This is a genomic window from Solirubrobacter deserti (assembly GCF_027587175.1).
Classification (GTDB): Bacteria; Actinomycetota; Thermoleophilia; order Solirubrobacterales; family Solirubrobacteraceae; genus Solirubrobacter; species Solirubrobacter deserti.
This window is the reverse complement of the sequence record NZ_JAPCID010000028.1, coordinates 46,754-69,808: the sequence shown is the minus strand read 5'-3', so window position 1 is coordinate 69,808 and position 23,055 is coordinate 46,754. Positions and strand designations below refer to the sequence as shown.

The 23,055-nt window shown below is 69.6% G+C and carries 19 protein-coding genes; 3 read left to right on the top strand and 16 right to left on the bottom strand.

Translation table 11 applies throughout. The features are described from left to right. Positions 1 to 87 precede the first annotated feature (87 nt). The gene (locus tag OJ962_RS19415) at positions 88 to 726 is read right to left on the bottom strand and encodes an FHA domain-containing protein (RefSeq protein ID WP_202955628.1); all 639 of its coding nucleotides are present in this window, start codon (positions 724 to 726) and stop codon (positions 88 to 90) included. A 60-nt stretch (positions 727 to 786) separates the two neighbouring features. Between OJ962_RS19415 and OJ962_RS19410 the strand changes: the two genes are divergently transcribed. Further along, complete coding sequence (locus OJ962_RS19410) at positions 787 to 1,728, top strand: putative metal-binding motif-containing protein (protein ID WP_202955627.1); 942 nt, start codon at positions 787 to 789, stop codon at positions 1,726 to 1,728. A 44-nt stretch (positions 1,729 to 1,772) separates the two neighbouring features. Here OJ962_RS19410 and OJ962_RS19405 read toward each other — a convergent pair whose 3' ends face one another. The 14 genes from OJ962_RS19405 to OJ962_RS19340 form a co-directional block, all read right to left on the bottom strand. Beyond that, entirely contained in the window at positions 1,773 to 3,755 is a 1,983-nt protein-coding gene (locus OJ962_RS19405) for a phosphatase PAP2 family protein (RefSeq protein WP_202955626.1), read from the bottom strand. Positions 3,756 to 3,979: 224 nt separating this feature from the next. Next, a complete protein-coding gene (locus OJ962_RS19400; RefSeq protein WP_202955625.1) occupies positions 3,980 to 6,871 on the bottom strand; it encodes a M14 family metallopeptidase in 2,892 nt (963 codons plus the stop codon). Between the two features lie 166 nt (positions 6,872 to 7,037). Continuing rightward, positions 7,038 to 11,105 (bottom strand): DNA-directed RNA polymerase subunit beta', encoded by a 4,068-nt coding sequence (locus tag OJ962_RS19395; RefSeq protein WP_202955624.1) that lies wholly within the window; start codon positions 11,103 to 11,105, stop codon positions 7,038 to 7,040. Beyond that, positions 11,106 to 14,672, bottom strand: a complete 3,567-nt coding sequence (gene rpoB, locus OJ962_RS19390) for a DNA-directed RNA polymerase subunit beta (protein WP_202955623.1) — start codon at positions 14,670 to 14,672, stop codon at positions 11,106 to 11,108. 223 nt (positions 14,673 to 14,895) lie between these two features. Continuing rightward, positions 14,896 to 15,951 (bottom strand): acyltransferase family protein, encoded by a 1,056-nt coding sequence (locus tag OJ962_RS19385; RefSeq protein ID WP_202955622.1) that lies wholly within the window; start codon positions 15,949 to 15,951, stop codon positions 14,896 to 14,898. A 27-nt stretch (positions 15,952 to 15,978) separates the two neighbouring features. Then, positions 15,979 to 16,923, bottom strand: a complete 945-nt coding sequence (locus OJ962_RS19380; protein ID WP_202955621.1) for a hypothetical protein — start codon at positions 16,921 to 16,923, stop codon at positions 15,979 to 15,981. A gap of 441 nt (positions 16,924 to 17,364) precedes the next feature. Next, entirely contained in the window at positions 17,365 to 17,754 is a 390-nt protein-coding gene (rplL, locus tag OJ962_RS19375) for a 50S ribosomal protein L7/L12 (protein ID WP_202955620.1), read from the bottom strand. A gap of 5 nt (positions 17,755 to 17,759) precedes the next feature. After that, a complete protein-coding gene (gene rplJ, locus OJ962_RS19370) occupies positions 17,760 to 18,329 on the bottom strand; it encodes a 50S ribosomal protein L10 (protein ID WP_202955619.1) in 570 nt (189 codons plus the stop codon). 73 nt (positions 18,330 to 18,402) lie between these two features. Next, a complete protein-coding gene (rplA, locus tag OJ962_RS19365; protein WP_202955618.1) occupies positions 18,403 to 19,128 on the bottom strand; it encodes a 50S ribosomal protein L1 in 726 nt (241 codons plus the stop codon). Beyond that, positions 19,128 to 19,553: a 50S ribosomal protein L11 gene (gene rplK, locus OJ962_RS19360; protein WP_202955617.1), complete on the bottom strand. Its 426-nt coding sequence runs from the start codon at positions 19,551 to 19,553 to the stop codon at positions 19,128 to 19,130. The genes rplA and rplK overlap by 1 nt, the downstream gene beginning before the upstream one ends. Next, entirely contained in the window at positions 19,553 to 20,074 is a 522-nt protein-coding gene (nusG, locus tag OJ962_RS19355) for a transcription termination/antitermination protein NusG (RefSeq protein WP_202955616.1), read from the bottom strand. Before nusG ends, rplK begins: the two co-directional genes overlap by 1 nt. A gap of 12 nt (positions 20,075 to 20,086) precedes the next feature. Then, a complete protein-coding gene (gene secE, locus OJ962_RS19350) occupies positions 20,087 to 20,539 on the bottom strand; it encodes a preprotein translocase subunit SecE (protein WP_202955615.1) in 453 nt (150 codons plus the stop codon). 21 nt (positions 20,540 to 20,560) lie between these two features. Next, positions 20,561 to 20,725 (bottom strand): 50S ribosomal protein L33, encoded by a 165-nt coding sequence (gene rpmG, locus OJ962_RS19345; protein ID WP_084283998.1) that lies wholly within the window; start codon positions 20,723 to 20,725, stop codon positions 20,561 to 20,563. A 150-nt stretch (positions 20,726 to 20,875) separates the two neighbouring features. Continuing rightward, positions 20,876 to 21,091, bottom strand: a complete 216-nt coding sequence (locus tag OJ962_RS19340) for a hypothetical protein (RefSeq protein ID WP_202955614.1) — start codon at positions 21,089 to 21,091, stop codon at positions 20,876 to 20,878. Positions 21,092 to 21,197: 106 nt separating this feature from the next. Between OJ962_RS19340 and OJ962_RS19335 the strand changes: the two genes are divergently transcribed. Both OJ962_RS19335 and OJ962_RS19330 read left to right on the top strand, forming a co-directional pair. Continuing rightward, positions 21,198 to 22,034: an alpha/beta fold hydrolase gene (locus tag OJ962_RS19335; RefSeq protein ID WP_202955613.1), complete on the top strand. Its 837-nt coding sequence runs from the start codon at positions 21,198 to 21,200 to the stop codon at positions 22,032 to 22,034. Next, complete coding sequence (locus OJ962_RS19330) at positions 22,025 to 22,354, top strand: antibiotic biosynthesis monooxygenase family protein (RefSeq protein WP_202955612.1); 330 nt, start codon at positions 22,025 to 22,027, stop codon at positions 22,352 to 22,354. The genes OJ962_RS19335 and OJ962_RS19330 overlap by 10 nt, the downstream gene beginning before the upstream one ends. Positions 22,355 to 22,363: 9 nt before the next feature. On the opposite strand, the gene OJ962_RS19325 is transcribed toward OJ962_RS19330, so the two are convergent. Beyond that, a complete protein-coding gene (locus OJ962_RS19325; protein ID WP_270006544.1) occupies positions 22,364 to 22,999 on the bottom strand; it encodes a helix-turn-helix transcriptional regulator in 636 nt (211 codons plus the stop codon). Positions 23,000 to 23,055 lie beyond the last annotated feature (56 nt).

Genomic DNA, 23,055 nt, shown 5'->3' with positions numbered 1-23,055 from the left:
GCGTCCCAGCGGGGTTCGCTACTTCCTCACGTCGCATTGTGACAATCGGACCGCTCGGTTCACTACAACGATCGGCCAGTGTCGCTTTCAGAACTCATGCGGCTTGACGACGCCGTTGACCAGCGCCGTGGCCGCCAGCCGCGCGCGCTTGCGGTTCTGCGGGAGGTCGTCGAGCCCGAAGCGCTCGAAGATGGTCCGCAGGTGCGCCTTCACGGCGTCGACTGAGAGATGCACCTCGGCCGCGATGTCGCGGTTGGTCGCCGGCGTCGCGTAGGCGGAGTCCTGCAACGGCCGGCACAGCGCCACCAGGACTTTGCGCTGCGTCTCGGTGAGCTGGACGGTGTGCTCGACCGTGATCGCCGCGGTCGAGTCCGAGACGTCCTTGGGCGCCCGGAAGGTGAGCGCGGTCTCCCCGGCCACGATCCGGTCGCCGTCCTTGAGCCGCCGCCGCCCGTTCACGCGCTCGCCGTTGACGTAGGTGCCGTTGCGCGAGAGCCCGTCGTCGCTGACGACCCAGTCCGGGCCGACGGGCTCGAGCTGCGCATGCAGCCGCGAGACCTCGCTGTCCCAGGTGAGCGGGATGTCGCGCTCGGGGCGCCGGCCGATCGTGGTCGTCCCGCTCAGCTGCGCGATCCGCTGCGCGCCGTCACCGTCGCGGAAGAGCACGAACGGCGTGCCCTCGCGCTCGGCGTCCAGGCGTTGCTTGACCTCGGCGGGCGTCGACACCGTGTCAGGGTACGGCCACCCCCAAGGTTCTCCCAACCCGGACCCGGCAGACTCGTCCCGATGAGGGCAGGACTCATCGCGGGCGCGCTGCTGGCGCTCGCCGTGGCGGAGCCGGCGCTGGGACAGGCCGAGGTTCCGTGCACCAACATCGGCGGCGGGAAGTTCGAGTGCAACTGGTACCGCGCCGGCGACGGCTTCAGCGGCGGCGCGATCGTCGCCGTCGGGACCACGACCGTCGGGTACCTCCCGAAGGGTCGCAACTGGATCGTGTGCGAGCAGCAGGGCGGGGACATGCACTCGCCCGAGGGCTACCGCAACCACTGGTTCGGCTGGACGCAGGCCGAGAACGGCAAGTGGGGCTGGGCGAGCGCGCTCGACGCCTCCGGTGGCGACAACTACGGGAGCTTCGGGGGCGGAACCCCGCCCTGCAACGGCGCCCACGGGACGCCTCCGGCCTACACGGGCCTGTGGGGCTCGCCGCCGAACCCGCAGCCGACGCCGGCGCCCAACCCCAGCACGCCGGCCGTCGACGCCGACAAGGACGGCGTGTCGCCGCCGAACGACTGCGACGACACCAACTCGCGCGTGTACCCCGGCGCGACCGACTTCCCGGGCGACGGCATCGACCAGGACTGCGCTGCGGGTGACGTGGCCGGCCGCGTCTCGGCGACGGTCGCCTTCAAGGCGCGCTACGGCGCGAAGTCGTCGAAGCTGACGAGCGTGCGGGTGACCGAGGCCCCCGCCGGGGCAACGGTCCTCGTCAACTGCACCGGCCGTAACAAGGGCTGCCCGCGCCCGCGAACGCTCACCACGTCGGCGAAGGGCAGCGTGTCGCTGACCAAGCTCTTCCGCAAGCGGCTGCGCGTCGGCGCGCGGGTGACGATCGCGGTGACGACCCCGAACGCCGTCGGCAAGGTCCGCGAGCTGCGGGTCGTCCGCAGGGACATCCGGGCGCGCACGCTGTGCCAGCCGCCCGGTGCCGTGGATCCCACCAAGTGCTGAGCTGAGCGCGGGGCCCGCGTCGACCGCGGGCCCCCCGCAACGGCTCAGCTGATGGGCGTGGTGCAGGTCCAGTCCTCGCACTTCTGGCGCCACCGGAGCTTGGTCGCCGTGACCTGGTCGGCGACCGCGCGGCCCGTGCCCAGGCCGTCATCCGCGTCGATGCGGTAGTGCACGCCGAGCCAGATGCGGCTGAGCGCGTTCTCGGTGCCCGCCTCGGCGAAGCTGTCGAACGACCGATGCGTGTGGCTGTTCCACACCGCGTGCGGGTCCTCGCTCGTCAACGTGAGCGGGAAGGGATCGTCGGAGACCGTGTGGCGGAACTCGTTCTCCATGACCCGGGCCCAGGTCCCGCCGAAGGTCGCGTGCCCCGACACCCAGGCCGGGAAGCACGGCTGGAACGGCACGCCGAACCGGTCCGCCGAGAGCGGCTGCCAGTTCGCGTCGGCGCTCGTCGCGCTGTTGCCGTCGCTGCCCGCGCCGTGGATCGCATCCGTCGGCCGCCACAGGTCGACCGCCGTCAGATACTTCTGGTCCCACGCGGCGATCGCCGCGTCGGCGATCGCGATCGACATCTCCGCGAACAGCCGCGACACGCGGATGCCCTGCTGTGACCACCGGTACAGGAACGTGTCCGCGTTGCCAGTCGTCTCGGCCGCCGGCTGCGTCTGCGCCACCTCGTAGGTGTGCTGCAGCACCTGCCCCGGCGGCTTGTACGTGAGGTCGAGGTCGTTGGCCCAGAACCACGCCGCGTTCGTCTCGTCCGTCGTGCGCGTGCTGCCCGTGGCGCGGCCCTTCGCCTTGACCTCGTTGAGTTGTTCCGCGTAGAACGGGCTGCCCAGCAGCGCCGAGTACGTCGTGAGCCCGTACGGCAGCGTCCGCCGGAACTGGCTGCCGCTCGTGAGCGCGAACGGCGTCACGTTCCCCCATCCGGGCGACACGGCCGCGGTGCAGGGCGCCTCCGTCGAGGCCGTCGTGGTCGGCCGCCAAGCGCCGGGCGTCGAGGCGTCCGGCGTGTAGGACATCGATGCGCCGGACCCGTCATTGGCACGCGCGGCGAGCACCTGGGCGGCGACGAACTGGCCGAGCGCCTGCGCCGAGCTCTGGTGGGGCCCACTGCCGTGGATGCTCGTGAAGGACGCGTTGATCTGCGTCGAGCGGTTCGGGAACAGCGCCAGCAGGACATCGCGGGCCGCGAACCCCGCCGCGAGGTCGGCGTTCGTGGTCGCGGGCGTCTCGGCCAGCACCTGGTAGGGCTTCCAGCCGCAGGTCTCGTTCGCGTCCGGGTCACCCGTCGCGAGCGCCTCGAGCTTCGCGAAGAACACCGAGTTCAGCGTGTCGAAGACCGCGATGTGCATCATCGCCGCCGCGCGCGACAACCGGGTCGGCGGGCGAGGGCTCGTGTCGAACCGGAACGCGTCGAGCAGGACGTTGTTCCAGGCGTAGACCGTCGACGCCGACGACGACTGCGCCGCCGCGAACGGGTCCGATGGGCAGGGCAGGTAGTACTCCACCTCCAGGTATGGGCGCAGCGCGGGGACCGAGACGTCCGCGGACGCGAAGTCCCAGCGCATCGTCGCCAGCGTGAAGCCGCCCTCCGGGAACAGCTCGAGGTAGAGATTGCCCGTCGTCGCGGCCCGCGCCGCGCCGGTGACGTCCCAGCGGTGCCACGCGGGCGGAGCGTCGCCGTCGGCGAACGTGACGGTGTCCTGCACGGCGCCGATCTCAGGGCCGACGGCCAGCGGCACCCCGTTCGCATCCGAGGTCGACTTTCCGTGCAAGTGCAGCGTCGCGGACGCGATCTGCGCCCCGCTCGGCAGGCTTGCGTCCACGTCGAACTGCAACCACGCGTTCCAGTTCCAGACCGCGTCGGTTCCCTGCACGCCCACGGTCAACGTGTCACCCGTGCAATCGGTGGCGTCCTGCTTCTCGCTGTAGAAGCAGTCGGCGGCGGGAGCGATGTTGACGACGTCAGCTCGCGCGGGGTGCGCGAGCACCAGCATCACCAGCAAGCCCAGCAGACAGCTCACAGCCCTTCGGGTACGACCGAACACTGTTACCTCCGCTCTGTGGTTGGCCCTTCCCCCGGGTGGGCCCCCGCCGGGTGACGGGACGCTCGTCTGCACGTTCGCGCCTGTCAAGGCCGCAGAGCGCTAAACGGCCGCGGAGCGAAGAATGATTGTCTATCTACTGGTCTTCGCGCGGACCAAACCGCCCGGGCCCTACTCAGCCGAGCGGGCCCGCGCGGAAACCGTTACGGGTTGGTCGTGGACAGGGTGAACGTCAGCGTGCGGCTGTACGTGCCGGTGCGCAACGGATCGGTGTCCTTGATCATCTGCTTGTAGGTGACGCCGACGTCCTCGCTCGAGGTCGGGGCGAGCCAGCTCGTCTTGGCCAGCTCGACGCGCAGCGGCTCGGGCAACGTGAACGCGCCGTTGGCCAGGTGGCCGGGCTCGCTGACCGCCAGCGTGGCGTTGCCCGCGGTGCTGGTGACGGTGGCGGTCGACGTCGCCTCGTAGTCGCGTGCGACGCCGGCCACGAACGGCGGGAAGCTCCCGGCCGTGATTGCGAGCGAGAGCGTCGCCGGCACGGTGCCGCCGACGCTGCCCTGCTCACCGATCTGGACCCGTTGGGTCTGGACCGCGGACTGGTTGCCCTTGATGTCGGTGGCGAACCACTTGATCTCGTGCACGCCGGGTGCGGCGAGCGTGAGCACCTCGCCGAGGCCGCGCGGGCGCTCGGCGTTGTAGGTCGCTGAGGCCAGCGTCGGGGTCGAGCCGTCCGTGGTGTAGCGGATGACGCCCGCCTCGTCGTCCCAGTTGAACTTGAAGTGCACCGGCGCGCCGACGGTCTTGGGCGCGGACACCTCGATCGACGTCCGCGGCGGCGTGGTGTCCATCGCGTAGTCGTAGGCGGCCTCGATCATGCCGAAGTTGCCGGAGGCGAACTCCATCGCCTGCCCGCGGCCCTCGTGGGCGAGCCGCGGGTCCTGACCCGGGCCCGCCTCGCCGAACGGCGGCTGGAAGCCCGTCGGGATCTGCTCCGTGCCCTCGGACGTGGAGATGAACTTGTCGGCGCCGGTCTCGAACCCGTAGCCGATGATGCCCTTGCGGTACCAGTGGTCGTCGGCCGAGGAGCCGGCGCCCGAGTAGATGACGTCCGCGATCGGGCCCGTCCGCGCCGGGGTGATGACCGTGCCGCGGAACTCCTTGATGCGCCCGAGGATCTTCTCGCCGGCCTCGAAGAAGTACTTCTCGACGCCGATGTTGGGCGCCGGCGACGTGGTGCGCTTGCCGTCGTTCATGTAGGCGCCCGGGGACCACATGAAGTAGCCGCCGAACGAGTGCATGTTGGACGCGAACTTGATGTTCGGGTACTGGTCCGCGATCCACATGTCGTTCTTGGTCTCGGGCTCGGACGCCTCGCCCGGCCCGGAGTAGCTGTCGACGGTGCAGTCCGCGGACGCGCCGACCCAGGGCCCGTCCCAGCGCGAGTACTCGGTGTAGTTGCGGTTGAGGTCGACGCCCCACTGGTTGCGGCCGACCGGGTCGTTGAAGGCGCAGTGGTTGACCATGTTGCGCCGCTGGCCGGCGAAGTCGTACATCGAGAGGTGGCCGCCGTCGGGGTTGCCGTTGGCGTGGATGAAGACCTCGACGTTGTCCATCAGCCGCTTGGTCGCCGGGTCGGTCGCGTAGTTGCGGACCAGCCGCTCCGCGGTCTCCACGCAGGTCAGGCCGGTGGTCCACTCGCGCGCGTGCGTCTGGCAGGTGAAGAAGACGCCGACCTTCGAGCCGTCGCGGACGGCGCCGATCCGGTAGACGCGCTGCTGGAACGGGCCGCGCTGCACGTGCGGCGGCGCGTTCAGGTAGTCCTTCATCAGCGTCTTGGCCGTCGGCTGCGCGATGCCCTGCGCGTCGTTGCCGCGGTAGCTCGCCACCGTCACGAGCTCGCTCGCGGGCGCGCTGGCGCGGATCGCGGCGATCACGTCGGCGGTCTTGCTCGCGGGCGCGCCCGCGGCGTCGCCGGCGAGGCCGACGACGATGTCGGCCCCGGTGACCGACACCGTCAGCGGCGCGTTCGGCCCGGCCGGCGTCCGCAGCTCGACCGACACGGTGTTGCCGCCCTCGTGTCCCCACGCCTTGGTGTTGACGACCAGCGCCTGCGTCGCGCGGATGGCCGCGGTCTGCGTCGGGTCGTCGCCGACGTTGCCGAGGCTGCCCTGGTTGCTGGTCTGGTCGGCGTACGGCGTCTTGAGGCCGACGATGCCCATCGCCTTGCGCTGGTAGCCCGGCGACAGGTGCGGCAGATTGACCGCCGTGACCAGGTTCGGGAAGTCCGCGGCGAGCTTGTCGAGCTGCGCGCGGTTCTCCGTCGGGTCCTGGTAGCGATTGAAGAAGCCCTGCTGGTAGCCCGCGGCCATGGGCGGCAGCGTCGCGCCCGGCCACTCGCGGGCCTTGCCGGTGTCCACCGAGCCCGAGCTCGAGGCGACCCGGACCGTGAGCTCGCTGACCGGGATCTTCGCCGCCGCGTCCGTCAACCGCACGAGCAGCCGGTGGAACATGTACGTGTCCGGCGCCGTCTGGATGTCGATGTAGCGGGGGACCTCCGTCGCAGCGCTGTACACGCCGTCCGCGCCGGCGTACGAGAGCGCCAGCGTCGGCCCGGAGAAGCTCGTCGGACCGGTCGACACGGTCGCCTTGTTGTGCGCCTCCACGTACAGGAACGTGCCGGCGTAGTTCGTGAACCGGTCCACGCGCTGGATCACGGTCTCACCGCGCGGCGCGACCGCGGCGCGGCTCTTGGGCACCCCGCGCTCGGCCCACGCCGCGGCCCGCTCGTCCTCGGCGCGCTGCGCGTCGCGCTCCGCGGCGGCGGCGGCGCGCGAGGTGGCGTCCTCGATGGTGTCCCCGATGCGCAGCCCCATCCTGCGCAGCTCGGCGCGCTCGGGCGCGGTCGTGTCGACGGCGATCGTGAGCGTGCCGTCGGCCTCGACGCGCTTGTACTCGGCGACGTCGAAGGTCTCCGCGAGTGCGACGATCGCCGCCTCGTTGGGCACGTGCACCTGCACGAGCGCGGTGCCCCCGTCGGGCAGCTCGTCACTGGCGACCGCGGGCACCGCCGCGATGAGCAGCGCGGCCGCGGCCATGATTGCGATTCTCAACCTTCCCCCTCCGTTGTCGGAGGCGCAATCAGACCACGGGAACCGCCTCCAAGACAAGAAAGGGCCCGCCGAAGCGGGCCCTTCGGGCTAATAGCCCGTGCGAGGTCGGATGATCGGGGTGGGGCGGTGGGGCTGCCCCGACCTCGTTTTCCTAACGGTCGTCGCCGCCGTCCAGGTCGGCGCCGATGTCGTCGAACGAGCCGCCCGCCGGGCCGAAGCCCGCGTTGATCTCGTCCAGCTCGGTCGTGTCGAACGCCGGCCCGAAGCCCTGCAGGCCCTCGCCGTCGTCCAGCCCGAGCTCGGCAGCGAGGTCGTCGCCGTCGAGCAGGCCGACGTCGTCAATGCCGCGGGGCAGCGGCTCCGACGGCTCGATCTCGATCGAGCGGTAGCGCTTGAGGCCCGTCGCCGCCGGGATCAGCTTGCCGATGATCACGTTCTCCTTCAGGCCCGCGAGGCGGTCGATCTTGCCCTCGAGCGCCGCGTCGGTGAGGACCTTCGTCGTCTCCTGGAAGGAAGCGGCCGAGAGGAAGGAGTCGGTGGCCAGGGAGGCCTTGGTGATGCCGAGAATGATCTCGGCGTGCATGGCGGGCTCGCCGCCGGCCGCGATCACCTTGTCGTTGATCTTCTTGAACTCGTGACGGTCCACGAACTGGCCGGGCAGCAGGTCGGTGTCGCCCTTCTGCTCGACGCGGACCTTCTTGAGCATCTGGCGCACGATCAGCTCGATGTGCTTGTCGTGGATGTCCACGCCCTGCGACTTGTAGACCTCCTGGACTTCCTTGACCAGGTAGACCTCGGTCTCGGTGCGGCCGCGGAGCTCGAGCAGCTCGTGCGGGTACAGCGAGCCCTCGTTGAGCTGCGTGCCGGCGCTGATGACCTCGCCCTCGCTCACGTACAGGCGCGTGCGGCGCGGGAACGCGTGGCGGTGCTCCTCACCGGCGTCGTCGGTGATGACGACCGTGCGGGCCTTGTCGGTGTCCTCGACCGCGACGGTGCCGCCGACCTCGGCGATCTTCGCCAGGCCCTTCGGCTTGCGCGCCTCGAACAGCTCCACGACACGCGGGAGGCCGTGCGTGATGTCCGCGCCGGCGACGCCGCCGGTGTGGAAGGTACGCATGGTCAGCTGCGTGCCGGGCTCGCCGATCGACTGGGCCGCGACGATGCCGACCGCGTCGCCGATCATGGCCGTCTTGCCCGTGGCCATCGCGCGGCCGTAGCACTTCTGGCACACGCCGACGGTCGCCTCGCACTTGAGCGTCGAGCGGACCGGGACGGTGCCGCCCGGGCCGTCGCCGTTGCCGGCGATGATCGCGGCGAACTCCGCGCGCCCGATCTCGTCGCCCTTGTTGACCACGATGTCCTTGCCGACCTTGACGTCGGCGGCCGCCACGCGGCCGACGAGCATGTCGTTGGGGTCACCGTCGGGCTTGTAGAGCGGGGAGTCCAGGTACTCCTCGGTCCCGCAGTCCTCGATCCGGATGATCACGTCCTGCGAGACGTCGACCAGACGGCGGGTCAGGTAGCCCGAGTCCGCCGTACGCAGCGCCGTGTCCGCGAGGCCCTTGCGGGCGCCGTGGGTGGAGGTGAAGTACTCGATGACGTCGAGGCCTTCCATGAAGTTCGCCTTCACGGGGCGCTCGATGATCTCGCCCTTCGGGTTGGCCATGAGGCCGCGCATCCCGGCCAGCTGGCGGATCTGCTTGAACGAGCCACGGGCGCCCGAGCTGGCCATCATGTAGATGGAGTTCAGCTGGTCGGTGGTCTCGATGTGGGCGATCATCGCGTCCGCGACCTCGTCCGTGGCCGCGTTCCACTGGTCGGTGACGGCGTTGTGCCGCTCCTCCTGCGTGATCAGACCGTCCTCGTACTGCTCCTGCAGGTCGGAGACCCGCTGCTCGTACTTGGCGAGGATGTCCTGCTTGGACGGCGGCACGACCACGTCGTTCTTGGAGATCGTGATGCCGGCCTGCGTCGCGAAGCGGAAGCCGAGGTCCTTGAACGCGTCCAGGACCTGGGCGATCGCGCCCGCGCCGAACGCCTGCACCAGGTCGTCGACGAACTGCGTGGTGTCGCGCTTGCGCAGCGACTTGTTGATGAAGATGTACTGCGAGCGATCGAAGTCCTCGCCCATCGTCTCTTCGAGGGCGCGCTCGATCTTGTCGTTGAAGATGATGCGCCCGACGGTGGTGAGGGTGTGGGTGCTGTCGGCCCACTCCGGCCGGTACTGCGCCACGTCGTGCAGCTGCACGAGGTTGTGCTCGTACGCCAGCTCCGCCTCCTGCGCGGACCGGAACACGTGCACCTTGGGCTCGTACGTCGCCGGATCGATCTTGATCAGCTCGTCCGTCTCGGGTCCGTACGTGAGGTAGTACGTGCCGAGGATCATGTCCTGCGTCGGCGTCGCCAGCGGCGCGCCGTGCGCGGGGGACAGGATGTTGTTCGCGGAGAGCATCAGCACGCGCGCCTCGGCCTGGGCCTCGGCGGAGAGCGGGAGATGCACGGCCATCTGGTCGCCGTCGAAGTCGGCGTTGAACGCCTGGCAGACGAGCGGGTGGACCTGGATCGCCTTGCCCTCGACCAGCACCGGCTCGAAGGCCTGGATGCCCAGACGGTGCAGCGTGGGGGCGCGGTTCAGGAGCACCGGGTGCTCGTGGATGACCTCTTCGAGGACGTCCCAGACCTCCGGGATCATCGAGTCGACCATCTTCTTGGCCGCCTTGATGTTCTGGACGGCCTTGCGCTCGACGAGGCGGGCCATGATGAACGGCTTGAACAGCTCGAGCGCCATCAGCTTCGGCAGGCCGCACTGGTGCAGGCGCAGCGACGGGCCGGCCACGATGACCGAGCGGCCCGAGTAGTCCACGCGCTTGCCGAGCAGGTTCTGGCGGAAGCGGCCCTGCTTGCCCTTGAGCATGTCGCTCAGGGACTTCAGGGCACGGTTGCCCGGGCCCGTGACGGGCCGGCCGCGGCGGCCGTTGTCGAAGAGCGCGTCGACGGCCTCCTGCAGCATGCGCTTCTCGTTGTTGACGATGATCTCCGGCGCGCCGAGGTCCAGCAGCCGCTTGAGGCGGTTGTTGCGGTTGATGACGCGGCGGTAGAGGTCGTTGAGGTCCGACGTGGCGAAGCGGCCACCGTCGAGCTGGACCATCGGGCGCAGCTCCGGCGGGATGACCGGGACGGCCTCGAGGATCATCATCTCCGGCTTGTTGCCGGAGTGCAGGAAGGCCGAGACGACCTTCAGGCGCTTGACGGCGCGCTGCTGCTTCTGGCCCTTGGCGGTGCGCACCTGGTCCTCGAGCTCGACGCGCTCCTCCTCGAGGTTGACCTGCTCGAGCAGGTCGCGGACCGCCTCGGCGCCCATGCCGCCGCGGAAGTACTCGCCCCAGCCGTAGGGGGAGCCGAAGCGCTCCTTGAGCTCACGGAACAGCGTCTCGTCGTTGACGACCTGCTTGGGCGTCATGTCCTGGAAGAGGTCCCAGACCTGGCGCAGACGCTCCATGGCGTCCTCGATGTACGCCTCGGTGTCCGTGCGGTCGGCCTCCAGGGCCTTGCGCATGTCCTTGATGTGCTTGGTGCGCTCGTCGTCCTCGAGCTTGGAGACGTCGATGTCGAGGTGCTCGGACCAGAGGATGTCCTCGTCGGAGAAGTCCTTCTCCGAGCCCGTGCGCAGGTACTCCTCGCGACGCTCGAGCGACTCGTCGATCTCCTGCAGGCGCAGGTTCTTCTCGGCCGCGTACTCGTCGAGGGACTCGTTGACCTTGCCGGCCAGCTCCTCGAGGTCGGCCGCGCGCGCGTCCTCGTCCACCCACGTGACCATCGAGGCCGCGAAGTAGAGGACCTTCTCGAGCTCCTTGGGCGCCATGTCCAGCAGGTAGCCGATGCGCGACGGGACGCCCTTGAAGAACCAGATGTGGCTCACGGGGGCGGCCAGGTCGATGTGGCCCATGCGCTCACGGCGCACCTTGGACCGCGTGACCTCGACGCCGCAGCGCTCGCACACGATGCCCTTGTAGCGGACGCGCTTGTACTTGCCGCAGTAGCACTCCCAGTCCTTGGTCGGACCGAAGATGCGCTCGCAGAACAGGCCATCCTTCTCCGGCTTGAGCGTGCGGTAGTTGATCGTCTCGGGCTTCGTTACCTCACCGGAGCTCCAGCTCCGGATCTGCTTCGAGGACGCGAGACCGATCTCAATGGCGTCGAAATTGTTGATGTCGATCACTTACTCGGTCTCCTCACCGTCGGTGGCGGCGGCTTCGATGTACCCCGCGTCCGTCGCCGCGTCGTCGTCTGTCTGGCCCTCTTCGCCCTCGTTGATCTCGAGGGCTTCCGTCTCGTCGGCGGCCTGACCGTCGGTCGCGCGCACGCCGCTCAGGTCGATCCCGAGCTCCTCCGCCGCGCGCAGCAGGTCGTCGTCCTCGTCGCCCATCTCCGCGCGCGCCCCGTCGTCGGAGACGACGTTGACGTCCAGCGCCAGCGACTGCATCTCCTTCAGGAGCACCTTGAAGGACTCGGGGATCGACGGCTCGGCGATGTTCTCGCCCTTGACGATCGCCTCGTAGGCCTTCACGCGCCCGACCGTGTCGTCGGACTTGATGGTGAGCATCTCCTGCAGCGTGTAGGCGGCGCCGTACGCCTCGAGCGCCCACACCTCCATCTCACCGAAGCGCTGGCCGCCGAACTGCGCCTTGCCGCCCAGCGGCTGCTGGGTGACCAGGGAGTACGGGCCGGTCGAGCGAGCGTGGATCTTGTCGTCCACGAGGTGGTTGAGCTTGAGGATGTACATGTAGCCGACGGTCACGCGCTTCTCGAACGGCTCGCCGGTGCGGCCGTTGAAGAGCTGGAGCTTGCCGGAGGCACGCTCACCCGCGCGGGCGTTCTCGTCGATCTCCATGCGGATCGCGCCCTTGTGCTCGCGCTGCCACTGCAGCAGCGCGTGGTCCACGTCCTGCACGGTCGCGCCGTCGAACACCGGCGTGGAGACGTACACGCGGTTGGTGCCGTCCTCGCGGGAGTGCTTGTACGCGTCCGTGCCGTCGTCGTACCAGCCCTCGGCGGCGGCCCACCCGAGGTGGGTCTCCAGGATCTGGCCGATGTTCATGCGCGAAGGCACGCCCAGCGGGTTCAGGATGACGTCGACCGGCGTGCCGTCCTCGAGGAACGGCATGTCCTCCTCGGGCACGATCTTCGAGATGACGCCCTTGTTGCCGTGACGGCCCGCGAGCTTGTCGCCCTCGGAGATCTTGCGCTTCTTGGCCACGAACACGCGCACCAGGTCGTTGACGCCCGGGGAGAGGTCGTCGCCCGCGGCGCGGCTGAAGGTCTTGACGTCGATGACGACGCCGCCCTCGCCGTGCGGCACCTTCAGGGAGGTGTCGCGCACCTCGCGCGCCTTCTCCTTGAAGATCGCGCGGATCAGCTTCTCCTCGGCGGTCAGCTCGGTCTCGCCCTTCGGCGTGACCTTGCCCACGAGCAGGTCGCCCGACGCCACCTCGGCGCCGATGCGGACGATGCCGCGGTCGTCGAGGTTGCGCAGCGACTCCTCCGAGCGGTTCGGGATGTCGCGCGTGATCTCCTCGTCGCCGAGCTTGGTCGTGCGGGCGTCGATCTCGTATTCCTCGATGTGGATCGAGGTGAGCTCGTCGTCCTTGACGAGGCGGCGGCTGAGGATGATCGCGTCCTCGAAGTTGTAGCCCTCCCAGGACATGAAGGCGACGCGCAGGTTCTTGCCCAGCGCCATCTCGCCCTTGTCCGAGGACGAGCCGTCGGCGAGCAGGTCGCCGGCGGCCACCTGCGCACCGACCTTCACCCACGGCTTCTGGTGGATGAGCGTGCCCTGGTTGGAGCGCATGTACTTCTGCAGCTCGTACTCGTCGCGGTTGCCGTCCTCGGTGGCGACGACGATCCGCGTGGCGTCGACGAAGTCGACCGTGCCGGCGTTGCGCGCCAGGACCAGGTCGCCCGAGTCCAGCGCCGCGCGACGCTCCATGCCGGTGCCGACGAGCGGCGCGTCCGTCTTCAGGAGCGGCACCGCCTGGCGCTGCATGTTCGCGCCCATGAGCGCGCGGTTGGCGTCGTCGTGCTCGAGGAACGGGATCATCGCCGTGCCCACGGACCAGATCTGCTCCGGGGAGACGTCGATCAGGTCGACCTCTTCGGGCGCGACGTAGACGTACTGACCCGCCTGCGTGCGGCAGAGGATGCTTTCGCCGGTCAGGCGGCCGTTCTCGTCGAGCGGCTCGTTGGCCTGCGCGATGAGGCGTTCCTGCTCCTCGGTCGCGTCCAGGTGCAGGATCGTCTCCGTGATCACGCCGTTCTCGACCACGCGGTAGGGCGTGGTGACGAAGCCGTGCTCGGAGACCTCCGCGTAGGAGGAGAGCGAGCCGATCAGGCCGATGTTCGGACCCTCGGGGGTCTCGATCGGGCACATGCGGCCGTAATGGGTCGGGTGGACGTCGCGAACCTCGATCGGCGCGCGCTCACGCGTGAGGCCGCCGGCGCCGAGCGCCGACAGGCGGCGACGGTGCGTCAGGCCCGTGAGCGAGTTCGTCTGGTCCATGAACTGCGACAGCTGGGAGGAGCCGAAGAACTCCTTCAGCGCGGCCACGACCGGGCGGATGTTGATGATGGTCTGCGGCGTGATCGTGTCCGCGTCCTCGGTGGTGAGGCGCTCGCGGACGACGCGCTCCATGCGGTACAGACCGATGCGGAACGCTTCCTGGATCAGCTCGCCGACCGTGCGCAGGCGGCGGTTGCCGAAGTGCTCGTACTCGTCCAGGTACTCCTCGACGGCCTCGCGCGGACGCGACATGGCCTCGGCGGCGTAGTCCTTGAGGTCCTCGTCGAGCTCTTCGGAGATGCCGAGGACGTTCGGGAGCTTCACGAGCTCGCGCACCAGCGCGAGGATGTCGTCGTGCGTGAGCGTGCGGACGTCGAGGTCGATGTCCAGGCCCAGGCGCGAGTTGAGCTTGTAGCGGCCGACGCGCGTGAGGTCGTAGCGCTTGGGGTCGAAGAAGAGCTGGTGCAGCAGGTTGCGCGCGTTGTCCACCGACGGCGGCTCGCCCGGGCGCTGCTTCTTGAACAGCTCGATCAGCGCGCCCTCCTCCGAGCGCGTGACCTCCGTGTCGGCCTCGACCGTGTTGCGGATGTAGAGGCTGTTGTCGAAGAGGTTGAGGATCTCCTCGTCGGTGCTGTAGCCCATCGCGCGCAGCAGCACCGTGACGGGCAGCTTGCGCTTGCGGTCGATGCGGACGTAGACGCGGCCCTTCTTGTCGATCTCGAGCTCGAGCCACGAGCCGCGAGCCGGCATCAGGTTCGCGACGAAGACCTGCTTCTCCGGGTCCTTGGGCTCCATCAGGTAGGCGCCCGGGGAACGGACCAGCTGCGTCACGACGACGCGCTCGGTGCCGTTGATGATGAACGTGCCGCGGTCGGTCATCCACGGGAAGTCGCCCATGAACACCGACTGCTCGCGGATCTCGCCCGTCTCGCGGTTGATGAAGCCGACCGTGACGGTCAGCGGCCGCGCGTAGGTGAGGTCCTTCTCACGGCACTCGTCCAGGGACGCCACCGGCTGGTCGAACGTGAACTCCCCGAACTGCACCGCAAGGTTGCCGGTGTAGTCCTCGATCGGCGAGATGTCGTCGATCGTCTCGCGCAACCCACCGCCCTCGGAATCAACCAGCCAGGCGAAGGACTTCTTCTGGATGTCGATGAGGTTCGGAACATCGACGGGTTTGTCGAGGCGCGCGAACGTGCGTCGCGTGCGGGGAGCGTCAACAGAAGCCAAGACGGCGACTCCTCAAGAGGGTCGTAGGGCGGCGGGGGAGGTGGCCTAGAGGTGCCAGAGGCATACAGGCGCGACCAACCAAGATAGCACAGGGGGTCTCGGACCCCCCGGCGGGGGCGCTCGGCGCTCACGGACCCCGCCCGGCCCGGGTCCCGTATGTGGCGGGAAGGGCACTGTGGACGGCTGCGACTATCGGCCGAGTGGCATCATTTTAGCGCCCCGATCAAGCGCGCGGTACCCCGCCGACGAGCAGGCTGTTGCGCCCGCGAATCCGGCGTTCGGCTGGACGCTCGACCAGATGGTGCAGGAGCGCCGCGCCCGCGATCGCCAGCGGGAGGCTGACGATCAGATGACCTGAGGCGGGGAGGTCGAACGCGTCGATGAACCACAGGTGCACGAGGTAGAAGGCGAACGAGACCTCGCCCAGCCAGACGAGCCAGCGGCGTCGGAACGGCGTCCCGGCGCCGCCGCGGTCCGCCTCGGCAGCGGCCGCGATCAGCAACGCGAACGGGACCAGGGTGACCGCGGCGACCCCGAACGCCGACGGCGCCACACCGGCGGCGACGTAGGCGACCCCGGCGACGACGAGCGCCGGGAGCCAGCCGAGCGGGCAGCGGCGCCCGCGCAGCAGCTCGACGGCCAGGAGGGCGCCGAGGAGGAACTCGAGGATGCGCACGAACGGCGCGTGCCGCACGAACCACACCCACACGCTGTCGTCCGTGCGCAGGTAGTCGGCGCCCGGATCGACCACCGTGGCCACGGCCGCCATCCCTACCACGCCGGCCACCGCCGCGACCGCGAGCCCCGCACGTGCGCGTGAGCCGAGCGCCGCGAGCCGGTGCGCCCAGAACGGGAACGTGACGTAGAAGAAGACCTCGCACGACAGCGACCAGGCCACGCCGTTGATCGCGAAGTAGTACCGCTGCTCGGGGATCCAGTCCTGCACCAGCGCGGCGCCGACGATGAACTCGTCGGCCGACCAGGACAGGCCCTTGGCGGTGACGATGATCGCTCCGATCACCCACGCGACCAGGTGCGCGGGATAGATGCGCGCGAACCGGCGCCGATAGAACCGGCGCGCCCCCACCCGCTCGCCGTGGGACCACATCAGCACGAAGCCGCTCAGGATGAAGAAGAACGACACCCCGGCCGTGCCCTGCTTGGTGAAGTGGTCGAGCGTCGGCCCCACCGGCAGGTGGTGGAGGAAGACGACGAGCGCGGCGCCGAACCGCAGTCCGGTGAGCGAATCCAGCCGAGGTGCCCGCGTCGCAGCGACCACACCCGGGTGTATACGTGATTCGCCGCGTCAGCGCGCGCGGCTGGCGCACCTCTTGAACGTGCGCGACGCCTTGAGCGTCTGCCCGCGGGTGGTGGTCACGGTGATCCGGACCGTGAAGGTGTTCCTGGACACGCTACGCAGGTAGATCGAGCGCTTGAGCTTGGCGCGGGACAGGCGGATCGTCCGCTTGCCGTACTTGATGACCGCCGAGCGCAACGTCACGCCCTTGGGCGCACGCAGGCGCAGACGCACGTACGGCCGGCTCGCGCACCGCCGGGTCGTGGATACCGACAGCAAGCCGGTCGCGTTCCTGACCGCGGCCTGCGGGGTCGTCGTCGCCGGCGTGGTCGGTGAGGAGGGCGCGGTCGGCAGGACCGGCGGGGGCGGCGCCGTCGCCGCCCCGATGCAGTTCTCGGCCTGGCACTCGGCCTCCGAGAGGATGGTGATCCGGAACCGGCCGTAGTTGTCGGAGGTGGGGTTGTCCTCGAACCGGAACACCGCCGGGCGGCCGGTGCCCGTCAGGCGATAGGTGTACGTGTGGTCCGCGCGCGGGACCGCGAACGGCCCGCCGATCGGCTCGGCGTGCGTGAATTGCCCGTCGACTCCGATGTGGAACCCACCATGCGTCTGCGTGGTCACGTGCATCGGGATCTGAGCGCTCACGCAGCGGAAGTTCTCGAAGGGCACGCCCGGCGGTACGGCGAAGATCGTCTCGGCGTCGAACCCGACGGGTCCGTTGGTCACCCCGCTGGAGGGATACATCGGGCCGGACTCGGCGCTCCCGCAGACGTCGCCCGGCTGGCTCCACTGCGCGAGATTCCAGATCGACACGGTTCCGGAGACGCGCGCGTAGTAGGTGGCGCCCGCGGCCAGCGGCGCCGACGCGACGTCGGGCCCCCGGGCATCCAGGTGCAGCGCCTCTGAGGCGTGGGCCGGCGCCGCGACCAGTCCGGCGAGGGTTGCCGCGGCCATGGCGACCTGAAGTCTTCGGGGGATCACGCGGGCCATTGTGCCGGTTGTCGGCGCAGCGCGGGCGACGCACGTCCGGAATCGGTCCACTGTGCTCCAGATTCCGGTTACCACTTCCGGGGGATGGTACGGCTAGCCGCACCCCCGTACTCTCCCTGCAGTCCGAACTCCCGCACCCGAGGCCGCGGCCCGTCACCGCACCTCGGGGAATCCCCCGCCGGAGCACATCCGGCACCGTCACAGAAGGAACCAGAGAAAGGGCGGCCACGATGGCCGCCCTTTTTCGTTGCCGGCCTACTGCGGCTGCGGCGCGCGGCAACTAGCTCCTTCGTCGGGCTTGACCGCCCGATTCCCTCTGCAGCGCGCAGGGTTCGCAACCGCGTTTAACTGACGACGGGCGCCCCGGAGGGCGCCCGTCGGCAACGCCTGCTTGGGAAGCGGGTGCTACTTGATCTCGACGGAGCCGCCGGCCTCTTCGATCTCGGCCTTGAGCTTCTCGGCCTCTTCCTTCTCGACGCCCTCCTTGACGGGCTTCGGGGCCTCGTCGACGAGCGCCTTGGCCTCCTTGAGGCCCAGGCCGGTGGCCGCGCGAACGACCTTGATGACCTGGATCTTCTTGTCGCCGGCCGCCGTCAGGATGACGTCGAACGCGGTCTGCTCCTCGGCGGCCTCGGCCGCGTCGCCGCCGCCGCCGGTGCCCGGCGCCGGGGCCGCGACGCCGACCGCCGCCGCGGAGACGCCGAAGGCCTCCTCGAGGGCCTTGATGCGCTCAGAGAGCTCGAGGACGCTGATCGACTTGAGCTCGTCGATCCATTCCTGGGTGCTGGTAGCCATGTGTCTTATTCCTCCGTAGACGAGTCAGTCGAAGCGGGCGCAGCGCCGCCGCCCAGGAGATCCCGGTCGACGATCTGCTGCAGCTGCCGGGCCATGCCGGCGGGCAGGTTGTTGAGGGCGGTCACCAGGCCGCTGAGCGGCGAGACGATCATGCCGACGAGGCGGCCGACGAGGACCTCCTTCGGCGGGAGCTGGGCGATCGCGTCGACGTCCTCCGGGGACAACGTCTGACCGTCCATCCAGCCGCCCTTGAACTCCAGAAGCGTGTTCTGGGTGGACCGGCGGAAGTCGCGCAACGCCTTGGCGGCCGCGGCGGCGTCGCCCCGGACGAAGGTCATCGCGGTCGGGCCCTGCAGGATCGGCTTCAGGCCGTCGGCGCCGACACGGTCGGCCGCGATCTCGGCGAGCGTGTTCTTGACGACGGTGAAGCGGGAGTCGGCCGCGCGCAGCGTGGTGCGCAGCTCGGCGGACTGAGCCACGGAAATGCCGCGGTAGTCGACCGCGAAGACGGCCGAAGACTCCCGTAGGGACTCGGCCACCTCCTCGATGACCTGAGCCTTTTGCTCTCGGTTCAAGCGCTTTCTCCTATCCCGGTCTTACGCCTCGAGGGCGGCCGGAGTCTGTGGAGAGGCTGGTATGCGATTCCGCTTACGCGGCCGCGCCAGCCTCCGACTCGTTCAAGTCCTTCAGACGCGACGGATCGACCTTGATGCCGGGGCCCATGGTCGACGCGAGCGTCACGGTGCGGATGTACTTGCCCTTCGCGGCGGACGGCTTCGCGCGGATGATCTCTTCCATCACGGCGCGGTAGTTGTCCAGCAGCTGCTCGTCCGAGAAGGACGTCTTGCCGACGGTCATGTGCACGATCGCGGTGCGGTCCGTGCGGTACTCGACCTTGCCGGCCTTGGACTCCGCGACGGCCTTGGCGACGTCCATCGTGACCGTGCCGACCTTCGGGTTCGGCATCTTGCCCGACGGGCCGAGGATGCGGCCGAGGCGACCGACCACCGGCATCATGTCCGGGGTCGCGATCGCGACGTCGAAGTCCATGAAGCCGTCCTGGATCTTGGCGGCCAGGTCGTCCGCGCCCACGATGTCGGCGCCGGCCTCCTCGGCCTCGCGCGCCTTGTCGCCCTTGGCGAAGACGGCGACCTTGACCTCCTTGCCGAGGCCGTGCGGGAGCGCGATCGTGCCGCGGAGCTGCTCGTCGGCGTGGCGCACGTTGAGCCCGGTGCGGATGTGCACCTCGACGGACTCGTCGAACTTCGCCCGCTTGGCTTCCTTCATGAGCTGGACGGCCTCTTGCGGGGTGTACTCGCGCGTGCGATCCACCAGCGCCTTCGAGGCGACCGAGCCCTTGCCGTGCTTCGCCATTACGCGACGACCTCCACGCCCATAGAGCGGGCCGTGCCCGCGATGATCTTGGCCGCCTGGTCGACGTCGTGCGCGTTGAGATCGTTGAGCTTCTTCTCGGCGATCGCGCGCACCTGCTCGTTGGTGATCGTGCCGACCTTGGTGCGGTTCGGCTCGCCGGAGCCCTTGTCGATGCCGATCGCCTGGCGGATCAGCACCGCGGCCGGCGGCGTCTTGGTGACGAACGTGAAGGAGCGGTCCTCGTAGACCGTGATGACGACGGGGATCGTGACCCCCATGTCACCGGAGGTCTGGGCGTTGAACGCCTTCACGAACTCCATGATGTTGATGCCGTGCTGACCAAGGGCAGGGCCGACAGGCGGGGCCGGAGAGGCCTGGCCGCCCGGGGCCTGCAGCTTGATCTGGGTCATTACCTTCTTGGCCATTAGATCTTCTTCACCTGGTCGTACCCGACCTCGACTGGGGTCTCGCGCCCGAAGATGGAGACGAGCACCTTCAGCTTGGACGCGTCCTCGTTGATCTCCGAGATCTCGCCCGAGAAGTCGGAGAGCGGACCGGAGATCACCTTGACAGATTCGCCGATCGTGAACTGGGCCCTGCTCGGGACCTTCTGCGCCACCTCACGGTGGAGCAGGCGGTCGACCTCGGCCTGCGTCAGTGGGATCGGCTCGTTTGACGCGCCCACGAACCCGGTCACGCCCGGGGTGCCCTTGACGACCTGCCAGGAGTCCTCGTTGAGGTCCATGTTCACCAGCACGTAGCCGGGCATGGTCCGCTTCTCGACCGAGACCTTCTGGTTGTCCTTCATCTCCTGAACGGTCTCCGTCGGAACGACGACCTGACGCACGGCGCGCGTCTGGTTCAGGGAAGAGACTCGGTGCTCGAGGTTCTGCTTGACCTTGTTCTCGTGCCCGGAATAGGTGTTGATGACGTACCAGCGAAACATGGGTGGGGGCCTCTACAGGATGGCCTGGATCAGGGGGTTCCAGATGGCGTCGAGCAGGCCCAAATACGCGCCCGCGACGACCACGAACCCGAGCGTGACGGCAGTGCCCTGCCCGACCTGACGGCGGTCGGGCCACTGGACGCGGCGCAGCTCGGCCCACGACGCGCGCAGGAAGTCGGCCGCGCGGCCGAACAGGCCCTTGCGGTGAACCGGGGCGTCGCCGTGCTCGTGCGAGTCGCCGTTGCCGGAACCGGTGGGCGGCTCGGGCGGGGCGGGCGGCGCCGCGGCGGTGCGATCGCGATCGTCTCCGCCGACCTCGGCGAGGTGCGCCTCCGTCACGTCGGGCATCGCCTGCCCGAGCGGATCGGCGGGCTCGGTGTCACCCGTGTCGCGCGCGTACTCGTCGTTGCGGACGCGATCCTCTTCGAGGTCGTCGCTTCCACGGCGTGGACGATCGGTGGCCATCTCTGGAGTTCTTTCCTTGAGCTAGCGCGTCTCGCGGTGCCCGGTGTGACGGCGGCACCACTTGCAGTACTTGCGCAGGGTGATGCGATCCGGGTTGTTGCGCTTGGACTTCTTCGTCTGGTAGTTCCGGCGCTTGCACTCCTCGCACGCGAGGGTCACAGCGATCCGGACGTCTCCGCGGGCCATGGACGGCGTGCTCCGAGAGTCGTGGGTTCGTGGATGCGCCGGGGCAAAGGAAAACCCCGCTCCGGCGCGAGGTGGCAATGAAGAATAGCGCCTCGTCGCGCGTGCCCGTGAAGAGCCGGGCGAACTGTCCCGGTGTCCAGGCGAAAGGGTCTAGCGCGCCGAGCGCGGCGCGGGCTGCGGGCGCACCCGCTCAGGCGCGACCTGCGGCTCCGCGAACGCGGCCACGAAGCCCACCTCCTCGTCTTCCTCGCGCGCGTACGCGAGGGCGGCGAGGGCGTCGTCCCCGCGGCGAGCCATCGCGCACAGCGAGACGGCGAGGAGGCAGACGAAGAGCCAGAGGGAGGCGATGCCGATCAACCAGGTCACGTTCTCGGTGTCGGCACGGCCGGCGGTTCGCTTGAGCGGATCTGTACGAAGGCCCAGGTGCCGCGGCCGCTCGGGCGCAATCAGGCCCAGTGGGTAGGTTCACCGCGTGAACCCGCCCGCGCTCGAAGGCGTCACCCACCACTACGTCGACCTACCGAACGGCCTGCGCGTCCACGTCGCCGAGCACGGTGAGGGCCCGCCCGTCCTCGCCCTGCACGGCTTCCCGCAGCACTGGTACCAGTGGCGCCGGCTGTTCGCCGCGCTCCCCGACCACCGGATCATCGCGCCCGACCTGCGCGGGCTCGGGTGGACGAGCGCCGCGCCCGACGGCGACTACCGCAAGGCCACGATCGCCGCCGACCAGATCGCGCTGCTGGACGCGCTCGAGCTCGAGAAGGTGATCCTTGTCGGTCACGACTGGGGCGGCTGGGTCGGCTGGCACCTCGCGCTCGACCACCCGGACCGCTTCCACGGCTACGTCGCCGCCGGGATCGTCCATCCGTTCAATACGCCTCAGAAGCTGCTGCGCGAGCTGCCGCGCTTCCTCTACCAGCCGCCGATCGCCGCGCCGGTGCTCGGCCCGCTGCTGATCCCGCACGTCGTCACGCGCTTCCTGCGCGGCGCGTGGGGTGACCGGGAGACCTACGACCGGGCGGCGGAGCCGATCTACGTCGAGCGCTACCGCACCACCGCGGGGGCGGGTAGCCAGTACTACCGCCAGTTCCTCACGCGCGAGGTCCTGCGCGGGCCCTCCGGCCGGCTCACGCTCCCGACGCGGCTGCTGCAGGGCCGGCGCGACCCGATCGGCACCGCGCTCGCCCAAGGGCTGGACCGTCACGGCGACGACGCGATCACGCTGCTGCTGGACGGCTGCGGCCACTTCGTGCCGGAGGAGCGCCCGGCGGACATCGCGGCCGCAGTACGCTCGCTGCCATGGTCGTGAAGATCAACGCGATTGAGGTCGCCGAGGGCCGTGGGCCCGAGCTCGAGCAGCGGTTCGCCGCGCGCGCACGCGAGGTGGACAACCAGCCCGGCTTCCTCGGGTTCCAGCTGCTGCGCCCGGTCAAGGGCGAGACGCGCTACTTCGTCGTCACCCACTGGGAGTCCGACGAGGCGTTCCAGAACTGGGTCAAGAGCGCGGCCTTCACGCGCGGGCACGTGCAGGCCCGCGCCGACAGCCAAGGTGCCGTCGCGCACGGGTCCGCCGTGATGGAGTTCGAGGTCGTCGATCTGGAGGCGCCGGTCACCCCGGGGCCCGCCTGAGCGCGTCGATCACTCAGGCAACGGAAGGTCGATGTCGATCGGTTCCAGCGTCCCCCCCAGGGCGATCACGCCGGCTCCGGCGCGCTCGTCGGGGTCGAGCAGCAGCTGCGTGGCCTCGGCTCGCGTACGGACCCCGAGCTTGCGCAGCGACGTCGCGACGTGGCTCTTGACCGTGGTCTCGCCCAGGTGCAGGCGGCGGGCGATCTCCGCGTTGGAAAGGCCCATGACGACGAGGGTCATCACGTCGCGCTCGCGGCGGGTCAGCGCGCGCGGCCTGGCTCGGCCCTCCCCTTCGGCGGGCGAGCAGATCTGACCGGCGGCGACGGCGAACACCGTCGGCCCGAGGCTCGCGTCGAGGCGCGACGTGAGCACGATGCCCCGCAGGCCTGTCTCGAGCAGGCGCTCGAGCTCGACGCGAGCGCTCAGATCCGTGACGGCGATCACGGGCGCGCTCGCGGCTTCCACGACGACCTTGCCGCGCCGGCGCTGCTCGCCGGCCGAGCCGCGCAGCTCGGCGATGACCGCGTCCGCGTCGTCGAGGGTGGCGGGCGGGCGGCTGAGCCCCCACGCGGACAGCGCCGCCGCGATCCGCGGCTGCGCGTCGTCCTCGGCGATGACGGCGATGCGCAGCGGAGCGCGGTTCACGGGCGCAAGCCTATCCGGGACCAGCGGCAAGCAAAGGCGCCCCCCGCCCGTGGGCG